Source organism: Streptomyces sp. NPDC096193, from assembly GCF_040302905.1.
Taxonomy (GTDB): Bacteria; Actinomycetota; Actinomycetes; order Streptomycetales; family Streptomycetaceae; genus Streptomyces.
Genome location: NZ_JBEOSJ010000006.1, coordinates 77,527 through 97,033, shown reverse-complemented (window position 1 = coordinate 97,033; position 19,507 = coordinate 77,527). Strand labels below are relative to the sequence as shown.

Genomic DNA, 19,507 nt, shown 5'->3' with positions numbered 1-19,507 from the left:
CGCACGCTCCGGCGGGGCCCTGGCCTGCCGGGATACGCCCGGCGGTGACGCGATGATCACGACATGATGATCACGGCGTGGGCTGTCGGTGGTCCGTGAGACCCTTGTGAGGTATCAGACCGCCGACGAAAGCCTGCTTGTGACCGCCACGGACCGCTCCATCGAGCTCGTCAGCCTCGCCGCCCAGGCGGCGGCCGACCGGCTCGCGCACGACATCATCGCCTACGACGTCAGCGACGTGCTGTCGATCACCGACGCCTTCCTGCTCGCCTCCGCGCCCAACGACCGCCAGGTCAAGTCGATCGTCGACGAGATCGAGGAGCGGCTGAACAAGGAGCTCGGGGCGAAGCCGGTCCGGCGTGAGGGGGACCGCGACGCCCGCTGGATCCTTCTCGACTACGTCGACATCGTGGTGCACGTCCAGCACAGCGAGGAGCGTGTCTTCTACGCCCTGGAGCGGCTGTGGAAGGACTGCCCCGAGCTGCCGCTGCCCGAGGACGCGCTGAAGACCCGCGGCAAGGCCGACGAGCACGCCCGGCTCACCGGCGACCCGGATGGTGAGCTGAGCTGAACGGCACGGACCCCCGCAAGCGCAGCACAGGCCGCCGCGTCGTCCTGTGGCGGCACGGTCAGACCGCGTGGAACCTGGAGCGCCGCTTCCAGGGCACCACGGACATCGAGCTGACCGAGGACGGTGTCGCCCAGGCCCGCCGGGCCGCCCGCCTGCTGGCCTCGCTGAAGCCCGACGCGATCATCTCCTCGGACCTCCAGCGTGCCGCCGCGACGGCCGCCGAGCTGGCCGATATCACCGGCCTCGACATCTCGTACGACGCCGCTCTGCGGGAGACCTACGCCGGTGTCTGGCAAGGGCTCACCCACGAGGAGATCGTCGCCCGGTACGGCGAGCAGTACGCGGCCTGGAAGCGCGGCGAGCCCGTGCGCCGCGGTGGCGGCGAGCTGGAGTCCGAGGTGGCCGACCGGGCCGCTCCCGTGGTGCTGCATCACGCGGAGAAGCTCCCGGAGAACGGCACCCTGGTCGTCGTCAGCCACGGCGGCACGATCCGTACGACGATCGGCAGGCTGCTGGGCCTGGAGTCGCACCACTGGGAGAGCCTCGGCGGCCTCTCCAACTGCTGCTGGTCGGTGGTCGGCGAGGGCGCGCGCGGCTGGCGGCTGCTGGAGCACAACGCCGGCACCCTCCCCGAGCCGGTCCTCGGCGACGACGACTGACGCGCCGCGAAGGGGCGCAGGGGACCACGGGCGGCCCCCTGCGGACGGTCCCTCGTGGCCACGACCGGTCCGCCGGTCCGGCATCCCGGCCCGCGGCCCCCGGATTTCACTTTCCGGCAGGTCGCAGGCTAAAGTTCTTCTTGTTCGCAGCGCGGAGCGCGAAGAACACGCGGGGCTATAGCTCAGTTGGTAGAGCGCCTGCATGGCATGCAGGAGGTCAGGAGTTCAATTCTCCTTAGCTCCACAATCCGGATCCCGTCCTCGTCAGGGGGCGGGATTTCGCGTTTCCCGAGACCCCGGACTGCCCGCGGGCATCCGGCCGGCGCACATCTCTGCCCGGCGTGATCGCCACCCGTGGACTCCCCGCGAAGACCGGGCAGTTGGCCGGCGCCGGTCGCCGGCACCGGTGAACGCGGCGCCGATTCGTGCCGACACTTGTGCAAAGCGCCCTTGTGCCGGGCGCGTTCGGGCTCCCCGCGCCGTCGTCCCCGGACATCCGCGCTGCCGCGAAACGGAAGCGACGGTGGCCCGCTTCCGCATCTCGCCGCCCTGGGTGCCGGAGCGGGCCTCGTGGCGGACCAACAGCCCCACACGCACCCGCGTACTCGTCGCCGTGCGGCAGGACGACGCGGCGTACGCGGTGATCTTGCGCTCCGTGGCCGGTCTCGTACGCAAACGCCGCTGACCCCCTTGCCATGCCGTGGCAGAATCGGACGGCCGGAGGGGACACCGGCCAGGATGGGAAGGGGAGCACAATGTCCGCCAGCAGGAGCAAGGAGGCCGATGACCTGCTTGCCGCGGCGGAGATACGCGCTCTCCTCAGCTGCCCTTCCTGCGGATCGGCGCATGTTGCCCAGGTCCTCGGCGACAACGGCGGAGTTTCTTACGTGTGCACGTCCTGCGGCCACAGCTGGAGCTGAGTGATGGGTGCACACAGGCGTAAATGCGACTGGTGCGGCAGTGGTACGCCCATCGTCCGGGACATGGATCCGGTCAATCCCGATTACCAGTACTGGTGCGAGGAGTGCGCGCGGGCGCTGATCATAAAGGGCGACCCGATCGAGACGTACCGGGAACTGGAAGGCGAGCCGATCTACGGCCGCCTTCTCGACGAGCACTGCACACTGAAGCGGTTCTACTCGTTCGCCACAGCGTGACCGCGGCCGCCGCGGCCGTCAGCGCGTAGAGGGCCGAGAGGGCCATCTGCCCGCCGTTCTGGGCGAGTTCGGGCCGGTGCGCGCCGTGCGGCACCCACCACAGCGCGTACGAGCAGAACACCAGCCCCACCGTCGCCGCCCATCCCGTCCTGCCGCGCGCCGCGAGTGCGAGCACCAGGGGCACGCACCAGACCCAGTGGTGCGACCAGGAGACGGGACTGATCAGCAGCGCGGTCACCCCGCAGACGACGACGGCGCAGGCGTGGTTCTCCCGCCGTGCGGCGCTCACGGCCATGGCGAGGCCCGCCACGGTGACGAGAGCGGCCGTCAGGGGCCACCACGGCCCCGGATCGGGTGTGTGCAGCAGTCGCGAGAGCATCCCGCGAAGCGACTGGTTGGCCGTGTCCTCGGCATGACCCACCCGGCCGGCCGCGAAGACCGCCGACGTCCAGTAGCGCCGCGAGTCGTGGGGGAGGAGCAGCGCGGTCGCGATCGTGGCGCCGAAGAAGGCGGCCGCCGCGGTCGCCGCCCGCCGGAGCCACATGTTCCACCCCGTCCGGCGGGCCAGAACCACCCCTGTGATCAGCGCGAACACGGCGAAGAGCGCGGGTGTGAGCTTCACCGCGGCGGCGAGGCCGATACCGACGCCCGCCCACCGGGACCCCGTACGGCGGGTGACGTCCCACAGGACCGCCACCGCGAGCAGCAGATTGATCTGGCCGTACCGCAGCGTCGTCCACACCGGCTCGCACCACACGGCGGCCGCGGCCACCCACAGCGCGCCCGTGCGCCGGTCGGCGTGCGGGTGGGTGAGGCGCAGTGACAGGGCGGCGAGCGCGACGAGCAGCAGCAGATTCCCGGCTGTGGCCAGAGCGCGTATCTCCGGGACGCCGACCAGCGTGAGCGGGGTGAACAGCAGGGCGGCGAACGGCGGATACGTCATGGGCAGGCCCGCCTCGGTGACGCGCAGCGCGTAGAGGTCGGCCCCCTGCCGTACGGCCGTCCCCTCGGCCCGGTAGACGAGGAGGTCGATCATCGAGACGCCGGCCGCACGCTGGGCCGCCCAGAAGGCCGCGAACGAGAGCAGGCAGACCGACGCGGCCGTGAGGGTGTGGCGGCGGGCACGGAGCAGCGCGATCACGGTCACGAAGGGGGACGTTACCGCCCTCATCCGCGCAGACCGGAAAGGATTTGGTGAAGCGCCGTGGAGGGCGTTAATGTTGTCGACGTCGCCGCGAGGGAAACCCTCGATCAGGCGGCACATCGCACGGGGCTATAGCTCAGTTGGTAGAGCGCCTGCATGGCATGCAGGAGGTCAGGAGTTCAATTCTCCTTAGCTCCACAGAACGATCATTCGGAAGATCCCGCCAGACCGTCACGGTCGGCGGGATTTTCTGTTGCGCGAGACTTCTTGTCCGCGTGGGTGACGAAGCGCGCGTGACGAAGCGCCCGTGACGAAGCAGGGGAGCGGGCGACCCGATCGGGTCACCCGCACCCCTGCTCACGTCCGTCAACCGCGGCCGCTGCCGAGGGCCTTGCGGTTCGGAGCGGGCAGTTCGGCCCGGGCCTTCGGAGCCGGAGCGGCCGTCTGCTCGATGCGCATCGCCAGCGCCGGGCACCGCCGTACGGCCCGCTCCGCGCGACCGCGCATGTGCATCGGAACGACCGCGTCGGCCACCGACGGATAGCCGTCCGGGTTGAGCCGGATCAGCTCTGGGATGATGTCCGCGCAGAGCCCGTGGCCCTGGCACAGCGTCCAGTCGATGAAGACCTTCTCGCCACTCGGGATCGACTCCTCGGCCTCCTCGTACCCGGGCAGCGGAAGCGGCAGCACACCGGTCGTCTCGCGGCCGCAGCCGCCGTGGAGCACATGCGCCGCCAGATCGTCCGTGAACGCCGACAGCGTCGAGGCGAAGAACCGCGCCGAACCGTCCGGGTGCTTGCAGGCGCCGCGCCCCTTCACGGCCTGCGTCACCTCGCGCAACGCCTCCAGGGCGGCCGGGCCGCCGCCGTTCATGACGTCCGCCAGACCACCCGCCGCGGCGGGCAGCCCCAGCTTGCAGGGGCCGCACTGGCCGGCCGTCTCGGCCGCGAGCCAGTTGGCCACCCGTAGCGCCTCGCCCAGCGGACAGGTCTCCGGTCCGATGGGCAGGATGGCTCCCGCGCCGAGCGAGCCGCCGACGGCCGCCAGCGACTCACGCGAGACGAGCGATTCGTGGACGGCCACCGAGTCGATCCAGTTGCCGTGGTAGCCGCCGGTCAGGACGCCCTGGGGCAGTGGCGGGGCGCCCGCGAGCTGGAGGACGTACCGCAGCGGGACGCCCGTGGGGACCTCGACGACCATGGGGCGCGCCACCGCGCCGGAGATGGTGAGCATGACCGTGCCGGGCTCGGAGCCCACTCCGGTGTTGCTGTAGCGGCGGGATCCGATTCGGGCGCCGATGGCGAGCTGCGCGAAGGTCTCCGCGTTCGACAGCAGGGTCGGGGCGCCGCCGACGCCGGTGTCGGACGCACGCTCGCGGCGGCCGGGCGGCAGGGCGGGGCCACCGTTGATCGCGCGGATGACCGAGGAGGCCTCACCGGAGACCATGCGCTCGGGCGTGCGGACGATGCGCGCGCGCAGCTGCTGCCCGCGCCGGTCGGACAGACCGCGCTCGGCGAGAGCCGCGCGCATCGACATCTCCGTGGAGTTGCGGGTCACCGCGACGACCAGAGTGCGTGCCCCGAGCGCCTCGGCCGCCAGCAGCGCCCCGTCGAGGATCAGATGTGGAGCGCGGTTGAGCAGAACGGTGTCCTTGCGGCAGGCCGGCTCGCCCTCACTGCCGTTCACCACGACGACGGGCCGCACCCCGCGCCGGATGGCGGACTTGGCCACGGCACGCAGCTTCTGGCCGAAGGGGAATCCCGCGCCGCCTCGGCCGCGCAGGGTTATCTCCTCGGCGAGCTGGGCGAGCCGCTCGCCGGTCATCGGTTCCAGCGGTCCGTGCACCTTGAGGTGCATCTGGAGATCGAGGCGCTCGACCAGGTCGAACCCCTGGGTCAGCTGGGGAAGGCCGACGACGCGGACCTCGGGGACATCGGGGAGGGGGGCGTTCAAGGTCGGTCTCCTGCGGGCGCGTTCCAGGGCTCTCCGGCCGGAGGCGGAAAGAGCGGTCCGGGCATCGCTCGGGTTTCGTCGTACGTGGTGGGACTACCGGTGTCGTACGGGGTGGGAGTTGCTTCGTACGGGGACGTGGCGGGCGGGTCGTAGAGGGGGCTCTCGTAGGAGGGGGTGGTGAACGACCCGGAGCCGTAGGACGGGGTGGGGAAGGTGCCCGTTTCGTACGCGGGCGCGGTGAACGAGCCGGTGTCGTACGCCGGGGTGGGGACGGAGCCCGTGTCGTAGGACGGGGTCGGGAAGGACCCGGTGTCGTACGCGGGCGGGGGTGCGGCGGCGGCCGGTGTGCGGAAGGCCGCCGGGTCGTACGCGGGGGTGTCGTACGAGGGGGTGGCGGGCGGCGGAACCGGCTCGGCCGGATAGGCCTGCGCGGGCGGAGAGGGCGAGGGGGTCGGCCACATGCCAGGGGCGGGACCGTCCTCCGACACCACCGGTATCTCCTCGGTCATCGGGATGCGCTCGGCGAGCGGGGCGTTCGGATCGCCCGCCAGGGACACCGCGCGGTAGGCGGCCGAGATCCCGGTGCCCGCGCCGACACCACCGGCGCCGACGACGGGCTCCGCCTCGGGCGGCGGAGGCGCCTCGTAGAGCTGGGGCGAGGGGGCTTCGAGCCGGGGCTGCCTGCGCGGCTGTCCGAACGCGGACTGGCGCTGGAACTCGGGCTCGACCGGGCGCTGCGTGGGAATGCCGTTCATCCGGTTGAGGCCGACCGGCGCGGTCAGCCCTGTCGAACCGGGCAGGGGCGAGGTCGCCATGTCCCGCAGCCCCGGTTCCTCGGCGCGGCCGGCGCCCGCACGGCGGCCGGTCAGCGCGAGGATCCTGTCGGCGATACCCCGCTGCACCTGACGCGGGAGCAGCCGTACCGACACGGCGCCGGTGACGCTCGCGAGGGCCAGGCAGTACATCGTCGTCACCCAGGTCGCCGCCGGACGGCCGGCGTACAGGCCGTGCACCAAAGCGAAGCACCAGGCCGGATAGGCCAGCATGTGCAGCGTGCGCCAGCGGCCCGCGGCCTTGATGTTGCCGGCCAGGGCGCTGCGCATCGCTCCGGTCGCACCCGCGATCACCATGAACAGACCGGCCAGGGAGCCCATGCCGATCAGGCCGTCCGTGCCCGTGACGCCCAGCCCGAACGGGATGAGAGCGCCGATCAGTGCCACATGGCCGAGGGTCACCTTCACCGTCGCGTGCAGCAGCAGGAAGCCGAGCGATGCGGTCGCCGTGCCGCGGTGGATCGCCTGGGCGAGCAGTCGGTGGCGCGGGGACAGCAGCAGCCGGTCCGTCGCGATCAGGCCCCACGCGATGGACGCGGTGAGCGAGACCAGCGACAGCACCCCGGTGGTGAAGTCGAGCGCTGCGCGAAAACTGTCACTCCCAAGGATGGCTATCAGCGGTATGAGCACGAACGCAGCGACCGTCAGGCCACCCTGAGCCTGTCGGCTGAGGCCGGCGCTCGGTGAGGGTGACGATCGGTTGTTGCGACGAGGGTTCATGGGGCGACTCCGAAGGTGCGGGGAATGCGGTCCCGTTGACGCATGCTAAGGCGACCCATACCGGGCGGTACGACGTTTTGGCGTTTAGAGAGCGGAACCACAGGCAACTGACTCTGGGGTTGCCCTGGATAGGGTCGATACGCGGGGTAACCCCAGTGCCTCCCGGGTGGATCGGCGGCTGTCCAGGCGTATGCCGGCATCTCTCGTGACATCTCCCCGCCCTCGTTCGGACCGCCTGTCAGCGGCCAGTCCTGATCCCCGTACGGATAGATACGGAAGGGAACGCCGATTGTCTCTGGTCGGCGAAGAGGTCTGCGCCACACAACGGGATCGCTCTCTGCGGTACCCTGACGTCTATGCGTGCCGTACGCCTTCTGCTTAGCCGGCCGCGCTGATCAGTCCCGACGGATGAAAGATCCGGTCGGAATCGGCGCGGCGTCCCCTCCTGTGCGAGGGGATTTTTCATTTCACCCGGGTGATGACAGGGCTCGAGCAGAGACGACCGATGGAGCTTCAAGGATCATGAGCGAGACGAATTCTGCTGCCGAGGTGGCCGCACCGCACCGCTACACCGCTGCGATGGCTGCCGACATCGAGGCACGCTGGCAGGACTTCTGGGACGCCGAGGGCACGTACGAGGCGCCGAACCCCCGTGGCGACCTGGCCGGGGATCCCGCCATGGCCGCGCGCCCCAAGAAGTTCATCATGGACATGTTCCCCTACCCCTCGGGGGCGGGCCTGCACGTCGGGCACCCCCTGGGCTACATCGCCACGGATGTCTACGCCCGTCATCAGCGGATGACCGGCCACAACGTCCTGCACACCCTGGGCTTCGACGCCTTCGGCCTGCCCGCCGAGCAGTACGCCGTGCAGACCGGCACCCACCCCCGGGTGTCGACCGAGGCCAACATGGAGAACATGAAGGCCCAGCTGCGCCGGCTGGGCCTGGGCCACGACCAGCGCCGGTCCTTCGCGACGATCGACCCGGACTACTACAAGTGGACCCAGTGGATCTTCGTCCAGATCTTCAACTCCTGGTACGACGAGGACGCCGGGAAGGCCCGTCCGATCACTGAGCTGGTGGCGCAGTTCGAGAGCGGCGAGCGGGCCGTTCCGGGCTCCACGCGCGCGTGGAGCGACCTGAGCGCCCTGGAGCGGGCGGACGTGCTGGGTGAGTACCGCCTGGCGTACGCCTCCGACGCCCCCGTCAACTGGTGCCCCGGGCTGGGCACGGTCCTGGCGAACGAGGAGGTCACCTCCGACGGCCGATCCGAGCGCGGCAACTTCCCCGTCTTCAAGGCCAAGCTGCGCCAGTGGAACATGCGCATCACCGCCTACGCCGACCGGCTGCTGGACGACCTGGACGCGCTGGACTGGCCCGAGGCGATCAAGCTGCAGCAGCGCAACTGGATCGGCCGGTCCGATGGCGCCCGCGTCGACTTCACGGTCGAGGGCCACAGCGACAAGCCGGTCACGGTCTTCACCACCCGCCCCGACACCCTGTTCGGCGCGACCTACATGGTGCTGGCGCCTGAGCACGGCCTGATCGACTCGATCCTGCCCGCCGAGTGGCCCGAGGGCACCAAGGAGGCCTGGACCGGCGGCGCCGCGACGCCGGCCGACGCCGTGGCCGCGTACCGCAAGCAGGCGCAGACGAAGAGCGACGTCGAGCGGCAGACCGAACACAAGGACAAGACCGGCGTCTTCACCGGCGCGTACGCGCAGAACCCGGTGACCGGCGCCCGTATCCCGGTGTTCGTCGCCGACTACGTGCTGATGGGCTACGGCACCGGCGCGATCATGGCCGTCCCCGGACAGGACGAGCGGGACTGGGAGTTCGCGGAGGCCTTCGAGCTGCCGATCATCCGCACCGTGCAGCCGCCCGAGGGCTGGGAGGGCGAGGCGTTCACCGGCCAGGGTCCTGCGATCAACTCCTCGAACGACGAGATCTCACTGAACGGCCTGGACGTCGCCGAGGCCAAGGCCAGGATCACCGAATGGCTGGTCGAGCGCGGCGTCGGTGAGGCCACGGTCAACTTCCGGCTGCGCGACTGGCTGTTCAGCCGCCAGCGCTACTGGGGCGAACCCTTCCCGATCGTCTACGACGAGGACGGCGTCGCGCACTCGCTGCCCGAGTCGATGCTGCCGCTGGAGCTGCCCGAGGTCGAGGACTACTCGCCGCGGACGTTCGCACCCGACGACGCGGACACCCAGCCCGAGACCCCGCTGTCACGCAACGAGGACTGGGTCGACGTCACCCTGGACCTGGGCGACGGCCCCAAGCGGTACCGCCGCGAGACCAACACCATGCCCAACTGGGCGGGTTCGTGCTGGTACGAGTTGCGCTACCTGGACCCGCACAACAGCGAGAAGCTGGTCGACCCGGCCATCGAGCAGTACTGGACGGGGCCGCGCGAGAGCATGCCGCACGGCGGTGTCGACCTGTACGTGGGCGGCGCCGAGCACGCCGTACTGCACCTGCTGTACGCGCGGTTCTGGTCGAAGGTGCTGTTCGACCTGGGCCACGTCTCCTCCGCGGAGCCGTTCCACAAGCTGTACAACCAGGGCATGATCCAGGCCTACGTCTACCGGGACAGCCGAGGCTTCCCGGTGCCGGCCACCGAGGTCGAGGAGCGGGACGGCGCGTACTTCTTCGAGGGCGAGCCGGTCAAGCGCGAGCTGGGCAAGATGGGCAAGTCCCTGAAGAACGCCGTCACTCCGGACGAGATCTCCGCCGAGTACGGTGCCGACACGCTGCGTCTGTACGAGATGGCGATGGGGCCGCTGGACGTCTCCCGGCCGTGGGACACCCGGGCCGTCGTGGGTCAGTACCGGCTGCTGCAGCGGCTGTGGCGCAATGTCGTCGACGAGTCCACCGGCGAGGTCACGGTCGTCGACACCGAGGCCGACGAGCCGATGCTGCGTGCGCTGCACAAGGCGATCGACGGCGCCGGTCAGGACTTGTCGGCGCTGCGGTTCAACACCGCGATCGCCAAGATCACCGAGCTGAACAACCACCTGACCAAGGTGGGCGGGCCGCTGCCGCGCAGCGTCGCCGAGGCGCTGGTGCTGCTGATCGCGCCGCTGGCCCCGCACATCGCGGAGGAGCTGTGGCGCCGGCTGGGTCACACCGACTCCGTCGTGTACCAGCCGTTCCCGGTCGCGGACCCGGCGTACGTCGTTGATGAGTCGGTGACCTGCGTCGTGCAGATCAAGGGCAAGGTGAAGGCGAGGCTGGAGGTCTCCCCGTCGATCTCGGACGAGGAGCTGGAGGCACTGGCACTGGGTGACGCGGCCGTGGTCGCGGCGCTGGACGGCGCCGGAATCCGCAAGGTGATCGTGCGGGCGCCGAAGCTGGTCAACATCGTTCCTGCCTAGTACCCCTTCTGGGGGGTTTCGCCAGGGGTGCGGGGCATCCCCTACGGGCAGGTTGGGGGTTCCGATGGAACCCTCGGCCTGCCCGTTCCGTTTACCGTGGAGGAACTACATCCGACGCCGAAGGGGCGCTCATGGAAGCCGCGATTCTCATCTTGGCGCTGCTTTTCGTCGCCTTTGTCGCGTTGGGGGTGTTTGTGACGGTGAAGGCCGTCGGCGCGGCCAAGCGTGGCGTGGAGCGCACGGTCACCCAGGCACGTCGCACCGTCGAGGAGACCTCGCTGCGGGCGAGGAGCTACGGACAGGGCGGGGTCGTCGGCGAGCTGGCGCAGCTGCGGCTGTCCCTGCGGACATCGATGCGGGCCACTCAGGACGCCCTGCAGGCGGGAGCGGGCGAGGACGCGTCGCTGTCCGAGTCGATCTCCCTCTTCCAGCGGCTGAGCGTGCACGGGCATGAGCTGGACGACGAGCTGAAGCGGCTGGAGCGCGAGCCCGACCGGTCGACGGTCGCCTCGCTGCTGCCCGGCCTGCGCGAGCGCACGGATCGGATCGTGCACTCGGCCGAGTCGCTGCGGTGGGCGGCGCGGGACCGGGCGAGGAAGTTCGCCGAGGACGACCTGGACGCGCTGAGCACGCAGATCGACATGGAGGCCGGGGCGCTGCGGCACTGGTCGGTCGAGGACCCGTCCGCCGGGGCACCGGTCACGGGGCAGGCCGGGAGCCGGGACGGCGCCTGGCCGGACGCGGGCGAGCAGGCCGGTCCCGGGCAGACCTGGCCCGAGGTGGACACGGCGGGGCAGACGGGATCGGCCGCGGCCGCCGACTCCGCGGAGGCTCCTTCGTCGTCCGCGGCTCAGCCGGGGCAGCAGGGTCAGCCGCAGGCGATCACGGCGCGTGATCCGCGGCAGGCGACCACATACCCCTGGCAGAAGACCGCTCGGCCGGAGACGACCAACTGAGCCGTCGGGTCCGGGGGTTGGGGCGGCGCGATGCGGTCGACGAGAGCAACGGGCTGTCGGCGTGGGCAGCGGTGGCGCGGGTGCCGACGAGGGGCCGGGCTGCCGTCCCGCCCCGCCGCCGGGTAACCTCCCGCTCATGTCCCGCCATGTCGCGATCGTCACCGATTCAACGGCCTACCTGCCGCCACCGGCGATGGAGCGCCACGGCATCGTCGCGGTGCCTCTGACCGTCGTACTCGGCGATCAAGCACTCGAAGAGGGCACCGAGATCTCGGCGCGTTCGCTCGCACTGGCGTTGCAGAAGCGACGTCCGGTGACCACCTCGCGACCGAGCCCCGCGGTGTTCGCGGAGACCTACCGTGCCCGCGCCGAAGCGGGTGCGACCGAGATCGTCTCCCTGCACCTGTCGTCGGAGTTCTCCGGCACGTATGACGCCGCTGTGCTGGCCGCCAAGGACGCTCCGGTACCGGTGCGGGTGGTGGACACCGGGATGGTCGCCATGGCCCTCGGATTCTGCGCGCTGGCCGCCGCGGAGACGGCGGAGGGCGGTGGCACGCTGGACGAGGCGGTGGCCGCCGCGGAGAAGCGGGCCGCCGGTACCTCCGCCTACTTCTACGTCGACACCCTGGACTTCCTGCGGCGCGGCGGGCGGATCGGGGCCGCGCAGGCGCTGCTGGGGTCGGCGCTGGCGATGAAGCCGCTGCTTCAGCTGGACGGCGGCCGGATCGTGCCGATGGAGAAGGTGCGCACGGCCTCGAAGGCGATCGCCCGGCTGGAGGAGATCGTCGTCGGACGAGCGGGCGCGAGCACCGTGGACATCGCGGTGCACCACCTGGCCGCACCGGAAAGAGCGGGGGTGCTCGCGGACAAGCTCCGGGAGCGGGTGCCGGGGCTCGCGGACCTGCATGTGAGCGAGGTGGGCGCGGTGATCGGGGCGCACACCGGTCCGGGACTGCTCGCGGCGGTCGTCTCACCGCGCTGAGGTGCCAAGCGACCCCTTCGAGTGACGGAGATATCCACAACGGGGTGGTTTTCCACGGAAATTGGGCCTGCTCCGCGGGTTCGGGTGGACGTGTCTACCGTCTCGTGACATGGCTCTTCGATCACGTTCACGTTCCGCGACAAGTGGGCCGGGGCGCGCCCCGGCGTCGGACGGCCGCGCCCGTGTGAGGCGTGGGCCGGGTCCGAGTACGGGTGCGAGTCCGGGTCCGGGGCCCGGCTCGGGGCTTGGTTCCGACCCTGGTCCGGGTCCGGGTGCTGCCCGGGGTGCGGTCTCCGCGGTGGGGACGGCAGGGGGGCGGGGGAGACGCGTACCAGCCGGCGAGGCGACGGCGGTACGGCGACGGGCGGACGCGTTGTTCGCGGGTGCGGGTGCGGGTGCGGGTGCCGGTGCCGGTGCGGGTGCCGCCGGGACGGGTGCGTGTGCGGGCGCGCGTGCCGATGGGACCGGTGTCTCGGAGGTCGGCGCGGCGCATGGTGGTGCCGGCTCGTCGGGCACGGGCACGGGTGCGGGCGGCAGCCCGGGTGGCGTCGCGGGTACGGGTGCTGGTGGCGCGCCGGGTGTCGGTGTTGTTGTGGGTCTGGGCGCCGGCCCTGGTCCGGGTGGCGGCATGGGTCCGAGTCCGGGTGTGCGGCGATGGACCGGGCTCGCCGTGCGCGAGAGGTTGCCGCTGTGGGTGCAGCTCAGATGCGGGCTGGAGCCACGGGCTCTGGCGGCGCTTGCTGTCGTCCTGGTGGCAGCCGCTGTCTTCGCCGCCCAGCACTTCTGGGTGGGGCGGCCGGAGACCGTGCGGGCTCCCGAGCTGGTCGAGCGGGGCGCGGCGGCTCCCGCCACCGCCTCCGAACCGGGCCCTTCGCCAGGAGCGGCGGTCCCGTCCGCCACAGTTCCGAGTGGGCGGATCGTCATCGATGTCAGCGGCAAGGTGAGGCGGCCCGGCGTTCTCCAACTGCCTGCCGGATCACGGGTGGCGGACGCGCTGCACGCGGCCGGAGGCGTCAAGCCCGGCACGGATCTCACCGCACTCAACCGGGCTCGGGTGCTCATCGACGGCGAGCAGGTCGTGGTGGGGCTGCCTGTCCCGCCGAGGGCGGCCGGTGCCGGTGCGGGCCCGGCGGGTGGGAGCATCGGCGCTTCGGCGGGCGGAGCCGGTGGCTCGGGTGCTCAGCCCGCGGGTCCGGTGAGCCTCAACTTGGCCACGGCGGAACAGCTCGACACCCTACCGGGCGTGGGTCCCGTGCTGGCGCAGCACATCATCGACTACCGCACGCAGCACGGCGGCTTCCGGTCGGTCGACGAACTCCGCGAGGTCAACGGGATCGGTGACCGCCGTTTCGCGGACCTTCAGAACCTGGTGCGGCCATGACGCGCCCAGCGGTGCACGCAGCGTCGGGACACCGGCTGGGAGCGTCCGACCCGCGCCAGGAGGGGCCGGCCGATCTACGGCTCGTTCCGCCGGCCCTGGCCGCCTGGGCCGCGTCGGCGCTGGCGCTGGGCGTGGACGGGTGGTGGACGGTGACGGGAGTGATCGTCTGCGTCGTCCTCGCGGCTCTGCTGCCGCTGGTGATGCGCGTGATCAGTGGGACGGCCGGCAGCCTCGGACCCGCCACCTCACGTACGTCGGCCACTGGTCGTGCACCGGCGGGTACGGGGGCGGCATCCGGCGGCGACTCCGCCGCACCGGCGGGACGGCGGCGCGTCAACGTCACCGCGCTGGCCGGGATCCTGCTGTGCGCGGCGGCCGGCGCGGCCTCGGCCGGGCTGCACGGCGCGGATCTTAGACGGGGACCGCTGCCCGCTCTGGCGGATCAATACGCGTACGCCACCGTCGAGTTGACGGTCACGTCAGATCCCCGCCTCACTCGCCCACAGACCCCGGCCCGCGGCGACGGAAGTGCGGGACGCCTCCTGCTCCTCGACGCGGAAGCCAACCTGGTCACCACATCGGGCGGGGCGGTCACCAGAACCAGGACGCCGCTACTCGTGATGGTGCGGGCCGATATGCCCGCACGGAGACTCGCGTCATGGCAGGGGCTGCTGCCTTCGACCAGGCTGCGGCTGGCGGGGCGCTTGATGCCGCCGTCGCATCCGGGCGACCGGTTCGCGGCCGTGCTGCGAGCGGGTGAGACGGACGGACCGGAAGTCGTCGGGCCTCCGACAGCGCTTCAGCGCACGGCGGGTGAGCTCCGGGCCGGGCTTCGCGAGGCGACCAACGGCCTGGACCCCGACGCCCGCGCGCTGCTCCCCGGGCTCGTCGTCGGAGACACCTCCCGGATCACACCGGAGCTTCAGGACGCCTTCGAGGCGACGGACCTCACACATCTCCTCGCCGTGTCCGGCAGCAACCTGACCATCGTGCTCGTCCTGTTGATCGGGCCGCCGCGACGGGCGCTGCTGGCCGAACGCGGCGGTCTGGCACCCCGGTTGGGCATCACGCTCCGCGGGACCGCGATCATCGGCGGGGCCCTGACGCTCGCCTTCGTGGTGGTGTGCAGACCGGAGCCGAGCGTGCTGCGCGCGGCGGCCTGTGGCGCCGTCACCCTGCTCGCCATCGGCACGGGGCGCCGTCGATCGCTCCTCCCCGCGCTCGCGGCCGCCGTGCTCCTGCTGGTGCTGTACGACCCCTGGCTCGCGCGGAGTTACGGCTTCCTTCTCTCCGTCCTGGCGACCGGATCGCTGCTCGTCATCGCTCCCGGTTGGAGCGAGGCTCTCCAGCGCAGAGGAGTGCCTCCGCGGCTCGCCGAAGCCCTGGCTGCCGCCGCCGCGGCACAGGCCGTGTGCGCTCCGGTGGTCGCCGTCTTCGCGGCCGGCGTGAGTCTGGTGGCGATTCCCTGCAATCTGCTCGCCGAGCTCGCGGTCGCCCCGGCCACGGTCCTCGGGTTCGCCGCCCTGGCCGTCGCCACGGTCGCGATGCCCGTCGCCGAGGTGCTGGCTCAGGTCGCCGGCTGGCCGGCCGGGTGGATCGCGTCCGTGGCCCGCATTGGGGCCGATCTGCCCGGGGCACGCACCGACTGGCCGGGCGGCTGGCGGGGCGGCCTGTTGCTCGCCGCCCTCACCGGCCTGGTCGTCCTCCTGGCACGCAGACTGACACGTCATCCGTGGGCGATCGTCGTGTGCATCCTGCTGTTCCTGCTCGCAGTCGTGCGCCCGACACCGCTCACCCGGGTTCTCACCGGCTGGCCGCCGGCCGCGTGGGACGTCGCGATGTGCGACGTGGGGCAGGGCGACGCGACGGTGCTGGCCACGGGTGACGGCGGAGCCGTGGTGGTGGACGCCGGGCCCGATCCCGTGCCGGTTGACCGCTGTCTGCGGGATCTCGCGGTCACCAGGATCCCGCTCGTTCTGCTGACCCACTTCCACGCGGACCACGTCCGCGGGCTGCCCGGGGTGCTGGGCGGCAGATCCGTGGGAGTGGTGCAGACGACCACGTTCGACGAACCACGTGAGCAGAGCGCCTTCGTACGCCGAGCGGTAGCGAGCGCCCGCGTACCTCTGGTGCGCGCGGTGGTGGGGGAGCGGCGCCGGGTCGGTCGGCTGACCTGGCAGGTGCTCTGGCCGGCGGCCGGGCCCGGCTCCGCCGCGCCCGGCGCAGGCCCCGGATTTCTGCCCGACGGTCCCAACGACGCGAGCGTCACGCTGTTCGTCCGTGTTCAGGGAGGGCCGACCGTGCTGCTGCTCGGTGACCTCGAACCACCGGCCCAGCGGCGGCTTCTGCGGGCCTACCCGGTCTTGCCGCCGATCGACGTGCTCAAGGTGGCGCACCACGGCTCGGCTCATCAGCATCCCGGTCTGATCCATGCCGTACGTCCGCGTCTTGCCCTCATCTCGGTCGGCAGGGACAACACATATGGCCACCCGTCGCCCCGGACCGTGGACGCGCTGCGGGCCGGGGGAGCGGTGGTGCTGCGCACCGACACGGACGGGCCGGTCGCGGTGACGGGCGCGGGCCGGAACCTGCGGGCCGCGCTGCGCCGCCGTCGCCGCCATGCGGCGAAGCCGGACGGCAGGGACAGGGACTACGTGGCGGGCCCACTGACCCCTGCCCGGAAGGGGTTCGCGAGCGGGGAGCCGATCGGTCCCCATGACCGGACGGCCTCGTCCGACGGGTCCAGGACCAGCGGTCCATGGTGGACGGCGCGCCCACGCGTCACACTTTTCCCATGGACGCCTACCTCCGCCGCATCGGTGCAGACCGCCCGCAGCACGCCGACGCCGCAGCGCTGCGCGATCTGCAGCTGCGGCACCTGCGCACCGTTCCGTTCGAGAACCTCTCCGTGCACTTCGGCGAGGACATCGTGCTGGAGGACAAGGCGCTGCTCGCCAAGGTGGTGGACGGGCGCAGGGGCGGGTTCTGCTACGAACTCAACGGCGCGTTCGCCGCGTTGCTCCGCGACCTCGGATACACCGTCACTCTGCTGCAGGGTCGCGTCTTCGGTGACGGGGGCCGGCTGGGCATCCCGTACGACCACCTCGGACTCCTGGTGGAGCCGGCCGACGGCAGTGGCCGGTGGCTGGCGGACGTCGGATTCGGGGACCACGCACACCATCCGCTGGCGTTCGACGAGCGCGGCGAGCAGGCCGATCCTGCCGGGACGTTCCGGATCACCGAAACGGAGTTCGGCGACATCGACCTCCACCGCGCCGGCAAGCCACAGTTCCGCCTGGCGACGCGGCCGCGTTCGCTGGAGGACTTCCGAGCCGGAGCCTGGTGGCACCGCACATCGCCGGAGTCGCACTTCACCCAATCCGTCGTGTGCTCGCGGCTCACTGAGGAGGGCCGCATCACGCTCAGCGGCCGCAGGCTCGTCGTCACCGAACACGGTGAGCGCCGTGAGCAGCCCCTTGCCGACGACGCGGCGGTCCTGGCGGCCTACCGCGACCACTTCGGGCTGGAGCTCGACCGACTGCCGCCCGACCCGCGGGGCACCCGCGGCTGAACGGCCGGGCCGCTACGGTGCTTCCAGCCAGCCCTCGTACTCGGCGACGAAGTCGTCGAGCACCATCGGGTCGAGCCGGGCTGCCGGGTCGTCCACCACCACCAGCCACTGGGCGTCCTCGGCGTCGTCCTCGCCCGCCAGAGCGTCCCGTACGAGCTGCGGCTCATCGGTTACCCCGAAACGGCCCGCCAGCTCCTGTGCCACCTCCTCGGCGGCGTCGCGGTCGGGCAGCACCAGTACATGTCGTCCTTCACTCACCGGGCCATTCTCCGGTACGGGACGGAGTGTCAGTGGCCCATGGGATGCTGGACCGCGATGGCCACCAGGAAGAATTCGACCGACGACCCGCTCGCCCCCGTCACGCTCGCCGTGGGCCAGGAGGACCTGCTCCTCGACCGCGCCGTGCAGCAGGTGGTCGCGGCGGCGCGCGCCGCCGACTCCGACACGGACGTGCGGGACCTCAGCGCCGACCAGCTCCAGCCCGGCACCCTCGCCGAGCTGACGAGCCCGTCGCTCTTCGCGGAGCGCAAGGTCGTCATCGTGCGGAATGCGCAGGATCTCTCCGCCGACACGATCAAGGACGTCAAGGCGTACCTGGACGCGCCGGCCGAGGAGATCACTCTGGTCCTGTTGCACCCCGGAGGCGCGAAGGGCAAGGGCCTGCTGGACGCCGCCCGCAAGTCCGGGGCGCGGGAGGTGGCTTGTCCGAAGACCACGAAGCCCGCCGAGCGGCTCACGTTCGTCCGGTCGGAGTTCCGGGCGCTCGGCAGGTCGGCGACCCCCGAGGCGTGCCAGTCCCTCGTCGACTCCGTCGGCAGCGATCTGCGGGAGCTGGCGTCCGCGGTGTCCCAGCTCACCGCCGACGTCGAGGGCACGATCGACGAGGCCGTGGTCGGGCGGTACTACACGGGCCGCGCCGAGGCGTCCAGCTTCACGGTCGCCGACCGTGCGGTGGAGGGACGCGCGGCCGAGGCACTGGAAGCGCTGCGGTGGTCGCTGTCGACGGGTGTGGCTCCGGTGCTGATCACCAGCGCGCTGGCACAGGGCGTGCGAGCGATCGGCAAGCTGTCGTCGGCCCGCGGCGGCAGGCCCGCGGACCTCGCCCGTGAGCTGGGCATGCCGCCCTGGAAGATCGACCGGGTCCGGCAACAGATGCGGGGCTGGACGCCCGACGGGGTGGCGGTGGCCCTGCGTGCCGTCGCCGAGGCGGACGCGGGTGTCAAGGGCGGCGGCGACGATCCGGAGTACGCGCTGGAGAAGGCGGTCGTCACGATCGCCCGAGCAGCCCGCTCCCGCCGCTAGCTCCTGTACCGGCCGGCCCCCGGCCCGGCCAGCTCGGCCTACCGGTTCGTACCAGGCTCGGCGGTACCCGGTCCGTACCCGGCTCGGCGGTACCCGGTCCGTACCCGGCTCGGCGGTACCCGGCCCCGCCCGTACCCGGCTCCGCCGACCTGCACCCGGCCGAAGCCGGCCACGCTCCGCCCCACCCGACCGCGTACCGGCTCGTCCTCACCCTCGCCCTCGCCCCCGCCCACCGACCGCCCACCCCCACCCCGAGCAAGCCGAAGGCCCCGGTCGCTCGTCCTGGGGAAGGAAGAGCGGGCCGGGGCCTTCGAAGGTTCTGCTGGAGACTCGCACCCGCGTGGCGAACGCAGGCCGCGTGCGAGTCGGGTTGCCGGTCGGGAGCGGAGAGAGAGGGCCCGCTCGGGTCCTTCCGGCGTCAAATCAAGAGCACTCAGCCCTGGAGGGAAGCAACCTTGGAGGCCAGCGCCGACTTCTTGTTGGCGGCGGCGTTCTTGTGGATGACACCCTTCGAGACAGCCTTGTCGAGCTGACGGGAAGCGTCACGAGCGGCCACAGAGGCCTTCTCGAGGTCACCCGCGGCAGCAGCCTCACGGGCCTTGCGGATCGCGGTCTTGAGCGAGGACTTGACGGCCTTGTTGCGCAGGCGCGCCTTCTCGTTCGTCTTGTTCCGCTTGATCTGGGACTTGATGTTCGCCACGAAAGAGCCTTCTCAGGTTCGGTTGATCTTCGATGAGCGTCCCGGGCCGAGAGGGGCACGAGACACAGCTGCCCACGCTACCAGTCGTGGTCCGAGCGGCCCAAACCGAGCGCAGTCCCCTTCCCATGGGACCATGGAGGCTACGTATCGATCCGACATCGCCCGAGACGAGACGCCCCGCGTCTCAAGAATCAGGACCC

General features: G+C 71.5%; 14 protein-coding genes, 2 tRNA genes and 2 pseudogenes. 13 read left to right on the top strand and 5 right to left on the bottom strand.

Going from position 1 to position 19,507, the window contains the following annotated elements:
* Positions 1 to 139 precede the first annotated feature (139 nt).
* From rsfS to ABTX78_RS12065, 5 genes are all read left to right on the top strand, one after another.
* Positions 140 to 571: a ribosome silencing factor gene (gene rsfS / locus ABTX78_RS12085; RefSeq protein WP_352206686.1), complete on the top strand. Its 432-nt coding sequence runs from the start codon at positions 140 to 142 to the stop codon at positions 569 to 571.
* The gene (locus tag ABTX78_RS12080) at positions 568 to 1,230 is read left to right on the top strand and encodes a histidine phosphatase family protein (RefSeq protein WP_352206847.1); all 663 of its coding nucleotides are present in this window, start codon (positions 568 to 570) and stop codon (positions 1,228 to 1,230) included. Before rsfS ends, ABTX78_RS12080 begins: the two co-directional genes overlap by 4 nt.
* 171 nt (positions 1,231 to 1,401) lie before the next feature.
* Positions 1,402 to 1,474 (top strand) — tRNA-Ala (locus tag ABTX78_RS12075).
* Between the two features lie 279 nt (positions 1,475 to 1,753).
* Positions 1,754 to 1,915 carry a hypothetical protein gene (locus tag ABTX78_RS12070; RefSeq protein ID WP_352206685.1) on the top strand — a complete coding sequence of 54 codons (162 nt, stop codon included), beginning with the start codon at positions 1,754 to 1,756 and terminating at the stop codon, positions 1,913 to 1,915.
* 238 nt (positions 1,916 to 2,153) lie between these two features.
* The gene (locus ABTX78_RS12065) at positions 2,154 to 2,387 is read left to right on the top strand and encodes a hypothetical protein (RefSeq protein WP_030494108.1); all 234 of its coding nucleotides are present in this window, start codon (positions 2,154 to 2,156) and stop codon (positions 2,385 to 2,387) included.
* Here ABTX78_RS12065 and ABTX78_RS12060 read toward each other — a convergent pair.
* A pseudogene (locus tag ABTX78_RS12060) lies at positions 2,368 to 3,534 on the bottom strand (glycosyltransferase 87 family protein); the annotation flags it as partial. The gene ABTX78_RS12065 and the pseudogene ABTX78_RS12060 sit on opposite strands and share 20 nt — an antisense overlap.
* A gap of 122 nt (positions 3,535 to 3,656) precedes the next feature.
* Between ABTX78_RS12060 and ABTX78_RS12055 the strand changes: the two are divergent.
* Positions 3,657 to 3,729 (top strand) — tRNA-Ala (locus tag ABTX78_RS12055).
* 168 nt (positions 3,730 to 3,897) lie between these two features.
* Here the strand turns inward: ABTX78_RS12055 and ABTX78_RS12050 are convergent.
* Together ABTX78_RS12050 and ABTX78_RS12045 are read right to left on the bottom strand one after the other, a co-directional pair.
* Positions 3,898 to 5,484, bottom strand: coding sequence for a ferredoxin (locus ABTX78_RS12050; RefSeq protein ID WP_352206684.1), 1,587 nt, complete (start codon positions 5,482 to 5,484; stop codon positions 3,898 to 3,900).
* Positions 5,481 to 6,947: a ferric reductase-like transmembrane domain-containing protein gene (locus tag ABTX78_RS12045; protein WP_352206683.1), complete on the bottom strand. Its 1,467-nt coding sequence runs from the start codon at positions 6,945 to 6,947 to the stop codon at positions 5,481 to 5,483. The genes ABTX78_RS12050 and ABTX78_RS12045 overlap by 4 nt, the downstream gene beginning before the upstream one ends.
* A 612-nt stretch (positions 6,948 to 7,559) precedes the next feature.
* Here ABTX78_RS12045 and leuS point away from each other — a divergent pair.
* The 6 genes and pseudogenes from leuS to ABTX78_RS12015 all read left to right on the top strand — a co-directional run bounded on the left by leuS (position 7,560) and on the right by ABTX78_RS12015 (position 17,305).
* Positions 7,560 to 10,415 carry a leucine--tRNA ligase gene (gene leuS / locus ABTX78_RS12040; protein ID WP_352206682.1) on the top strand — a complete coding sequence of 952 codons (2,856 nt, stop codon included), beginning with the start codon at positions 7,560 to 7,562 and terminating at the stop codon, positions 10,413 to 10,415.
* 131 nt (positions 10,416 to 10,546) lie between these two features.
* The gene (locus ABTX78_RS12035) at positions 10,547 to 11,371 is read left to right on the top strand and encodes a hypothetical protein (RefSeq protein ID WP_352206681.1); all 825 of its coding nucleotides are present in this window, start codon (positions 10,547 to 10,549) and stop codon (positions 11,369 to 11,371) included.
* Positions 11,372 to 11,507: 136 nt separating this feature from the next.
* Positions 11,508 to 12,353: a DegV family protein gene (locus tag ABTX78_RS12030; protein WP_352206680.1), complete on the top strand. Its 846-nt coding sequence runs from the start codon at positions 11,508 to 11,510 to the stop codon at positions 12,351 to 12,353.
* Between the two features lie 628 nt (positions 12,354 to 12,981).
* Complete coding sequence (locus ABTX78_RS36140; RefSeq protein ID WP_502993853.1) at positions 12,982 to 13,734, top strand: ComEA family DNA-binding protein; 753 nt, start codon at positions 12,982 to 12,984, stop codon at positions 13,732 to 13,734.
* A pseudogene (locus ABTX78_RS12020) lies at positions 13,731 to 16,343 on the top strand (ComEC/Rec2 family competence protein); the annotation flags it as partial. The gene ABTX78_RS36140 and the pseudogene ABTX78_RS12020, both read left to right, overlap by 4 nt.
* A gap of 185 nt (positions 16,344 to 16,528) precedes the next feature.
* A complete protein-coding gene (locus ABTX78_RS12015; protein ID WP_352206678.1) occupies positions 16,529 to 17,305 on the top strand; it encodes an arylamine N-acetyltransferase family protein in 777 nt (258 codons plus the stop codon).
* A gap of 12 nt (positions 17,306 to 17,317) precedes the next feature.
* On the opposite strand, the gene ABTX78_RS12010 is transcribed toward ABTX78_RS12015, so the two are convergent.
* Positions 17,318 to 17,563 carry a hypothetical protein gene (locus ABTX78_RS12010; protein WP_313946372.1) on the bottom strand — a complete coding sequence of 82 codons (246 nt, stop codon included), beginning with the start codon at positions 17,561 to 17,563 and terminating at the stop codon, positions 17,318 to 17,320.
* Between the two features lie 57 nt (positions 17,564 to 17,620).
* Here ABTX78_RS12010 and holA point away from each other — a divergent pair, with 57 nt between their 5' ends.
* Entirely contained in the window at positions 17,621 to 18,607 is a 987-nt protein-coding gene (gene holA / locus ABTX78_RS12005; protein ID WP_352206677.1) for a DNA polymerase III subunit delta, read from the top strand.
* Between the two features lie 433 nt (positions 18,608 to 19,040).
* On the opposite strand, the gene rpsT is transcribed toward holA, so the two are convergent.
* Positions 19,041 to 19,307 carry a 30S ribosomal protein S20 gene (rpsT, locus tag ABTX78_RS12000; RefSeq protein WP_313946374.1) on the bottom strand — a complete coding sequence of 89 codons (267 nt, stop codon included), beginning with the start codon at positions 19,305 to 19,307 and terminating at the stop codon, positions 19,041 to 19,043.
* Positions 19,308 to 19,507 lie beyond the last annotated feature (200 nt).

Coding starts and splice junctions, on each gene's coding strand:
- leuS (WP_352206682.1), top strand. CDS start 7,560: ATGAGCGAGACGAATTCTGCTGCCGAGGTGGCCGCACCGCACCGCTAC.
- ABTX78_RS12035 (WP_352206681.1), top strand. CDS start 10,547: ATGGAAGCCGCGATTCTCATCTTGGCGCTGCTTTTCGTCGCCTTTGTC.
- ABTX78_RS12065 (WP_030494108.1), top strand. CDS start 2,154: ATGGGTGCACACAGGCGTAAATGCGACTGGTGCGGCAGTGGTACGCCC.
- ABTX78_RS12015 (WP_352206678.1), top strand. CDS start 16,529: ATGGACGCCTACCTCCGCCGCATCGGTGCAGACCGCCCGCAGCACGCC.
- ABTX78_RS12030 (WP_352206680.1), top strand. CDS start 11,508: ATGTCCCGCCATGTCGCGATCGTCACCGATTCAACGGCCTACCTGCCG.
- holA (WP_352206677.1), top strand. CDS start 17,621: ATGGCCACCAGGAAGAATTCGACCGACGACCCGCTCGCCCCCGTCACG.
- ABTX78_RS36140 (WP_502993853.1), top strand. CDS start 12,982: ATGGGTCCGAGTCCGGGTGTGCGGCGATGGACCGGGCTCGCCGTGCGC.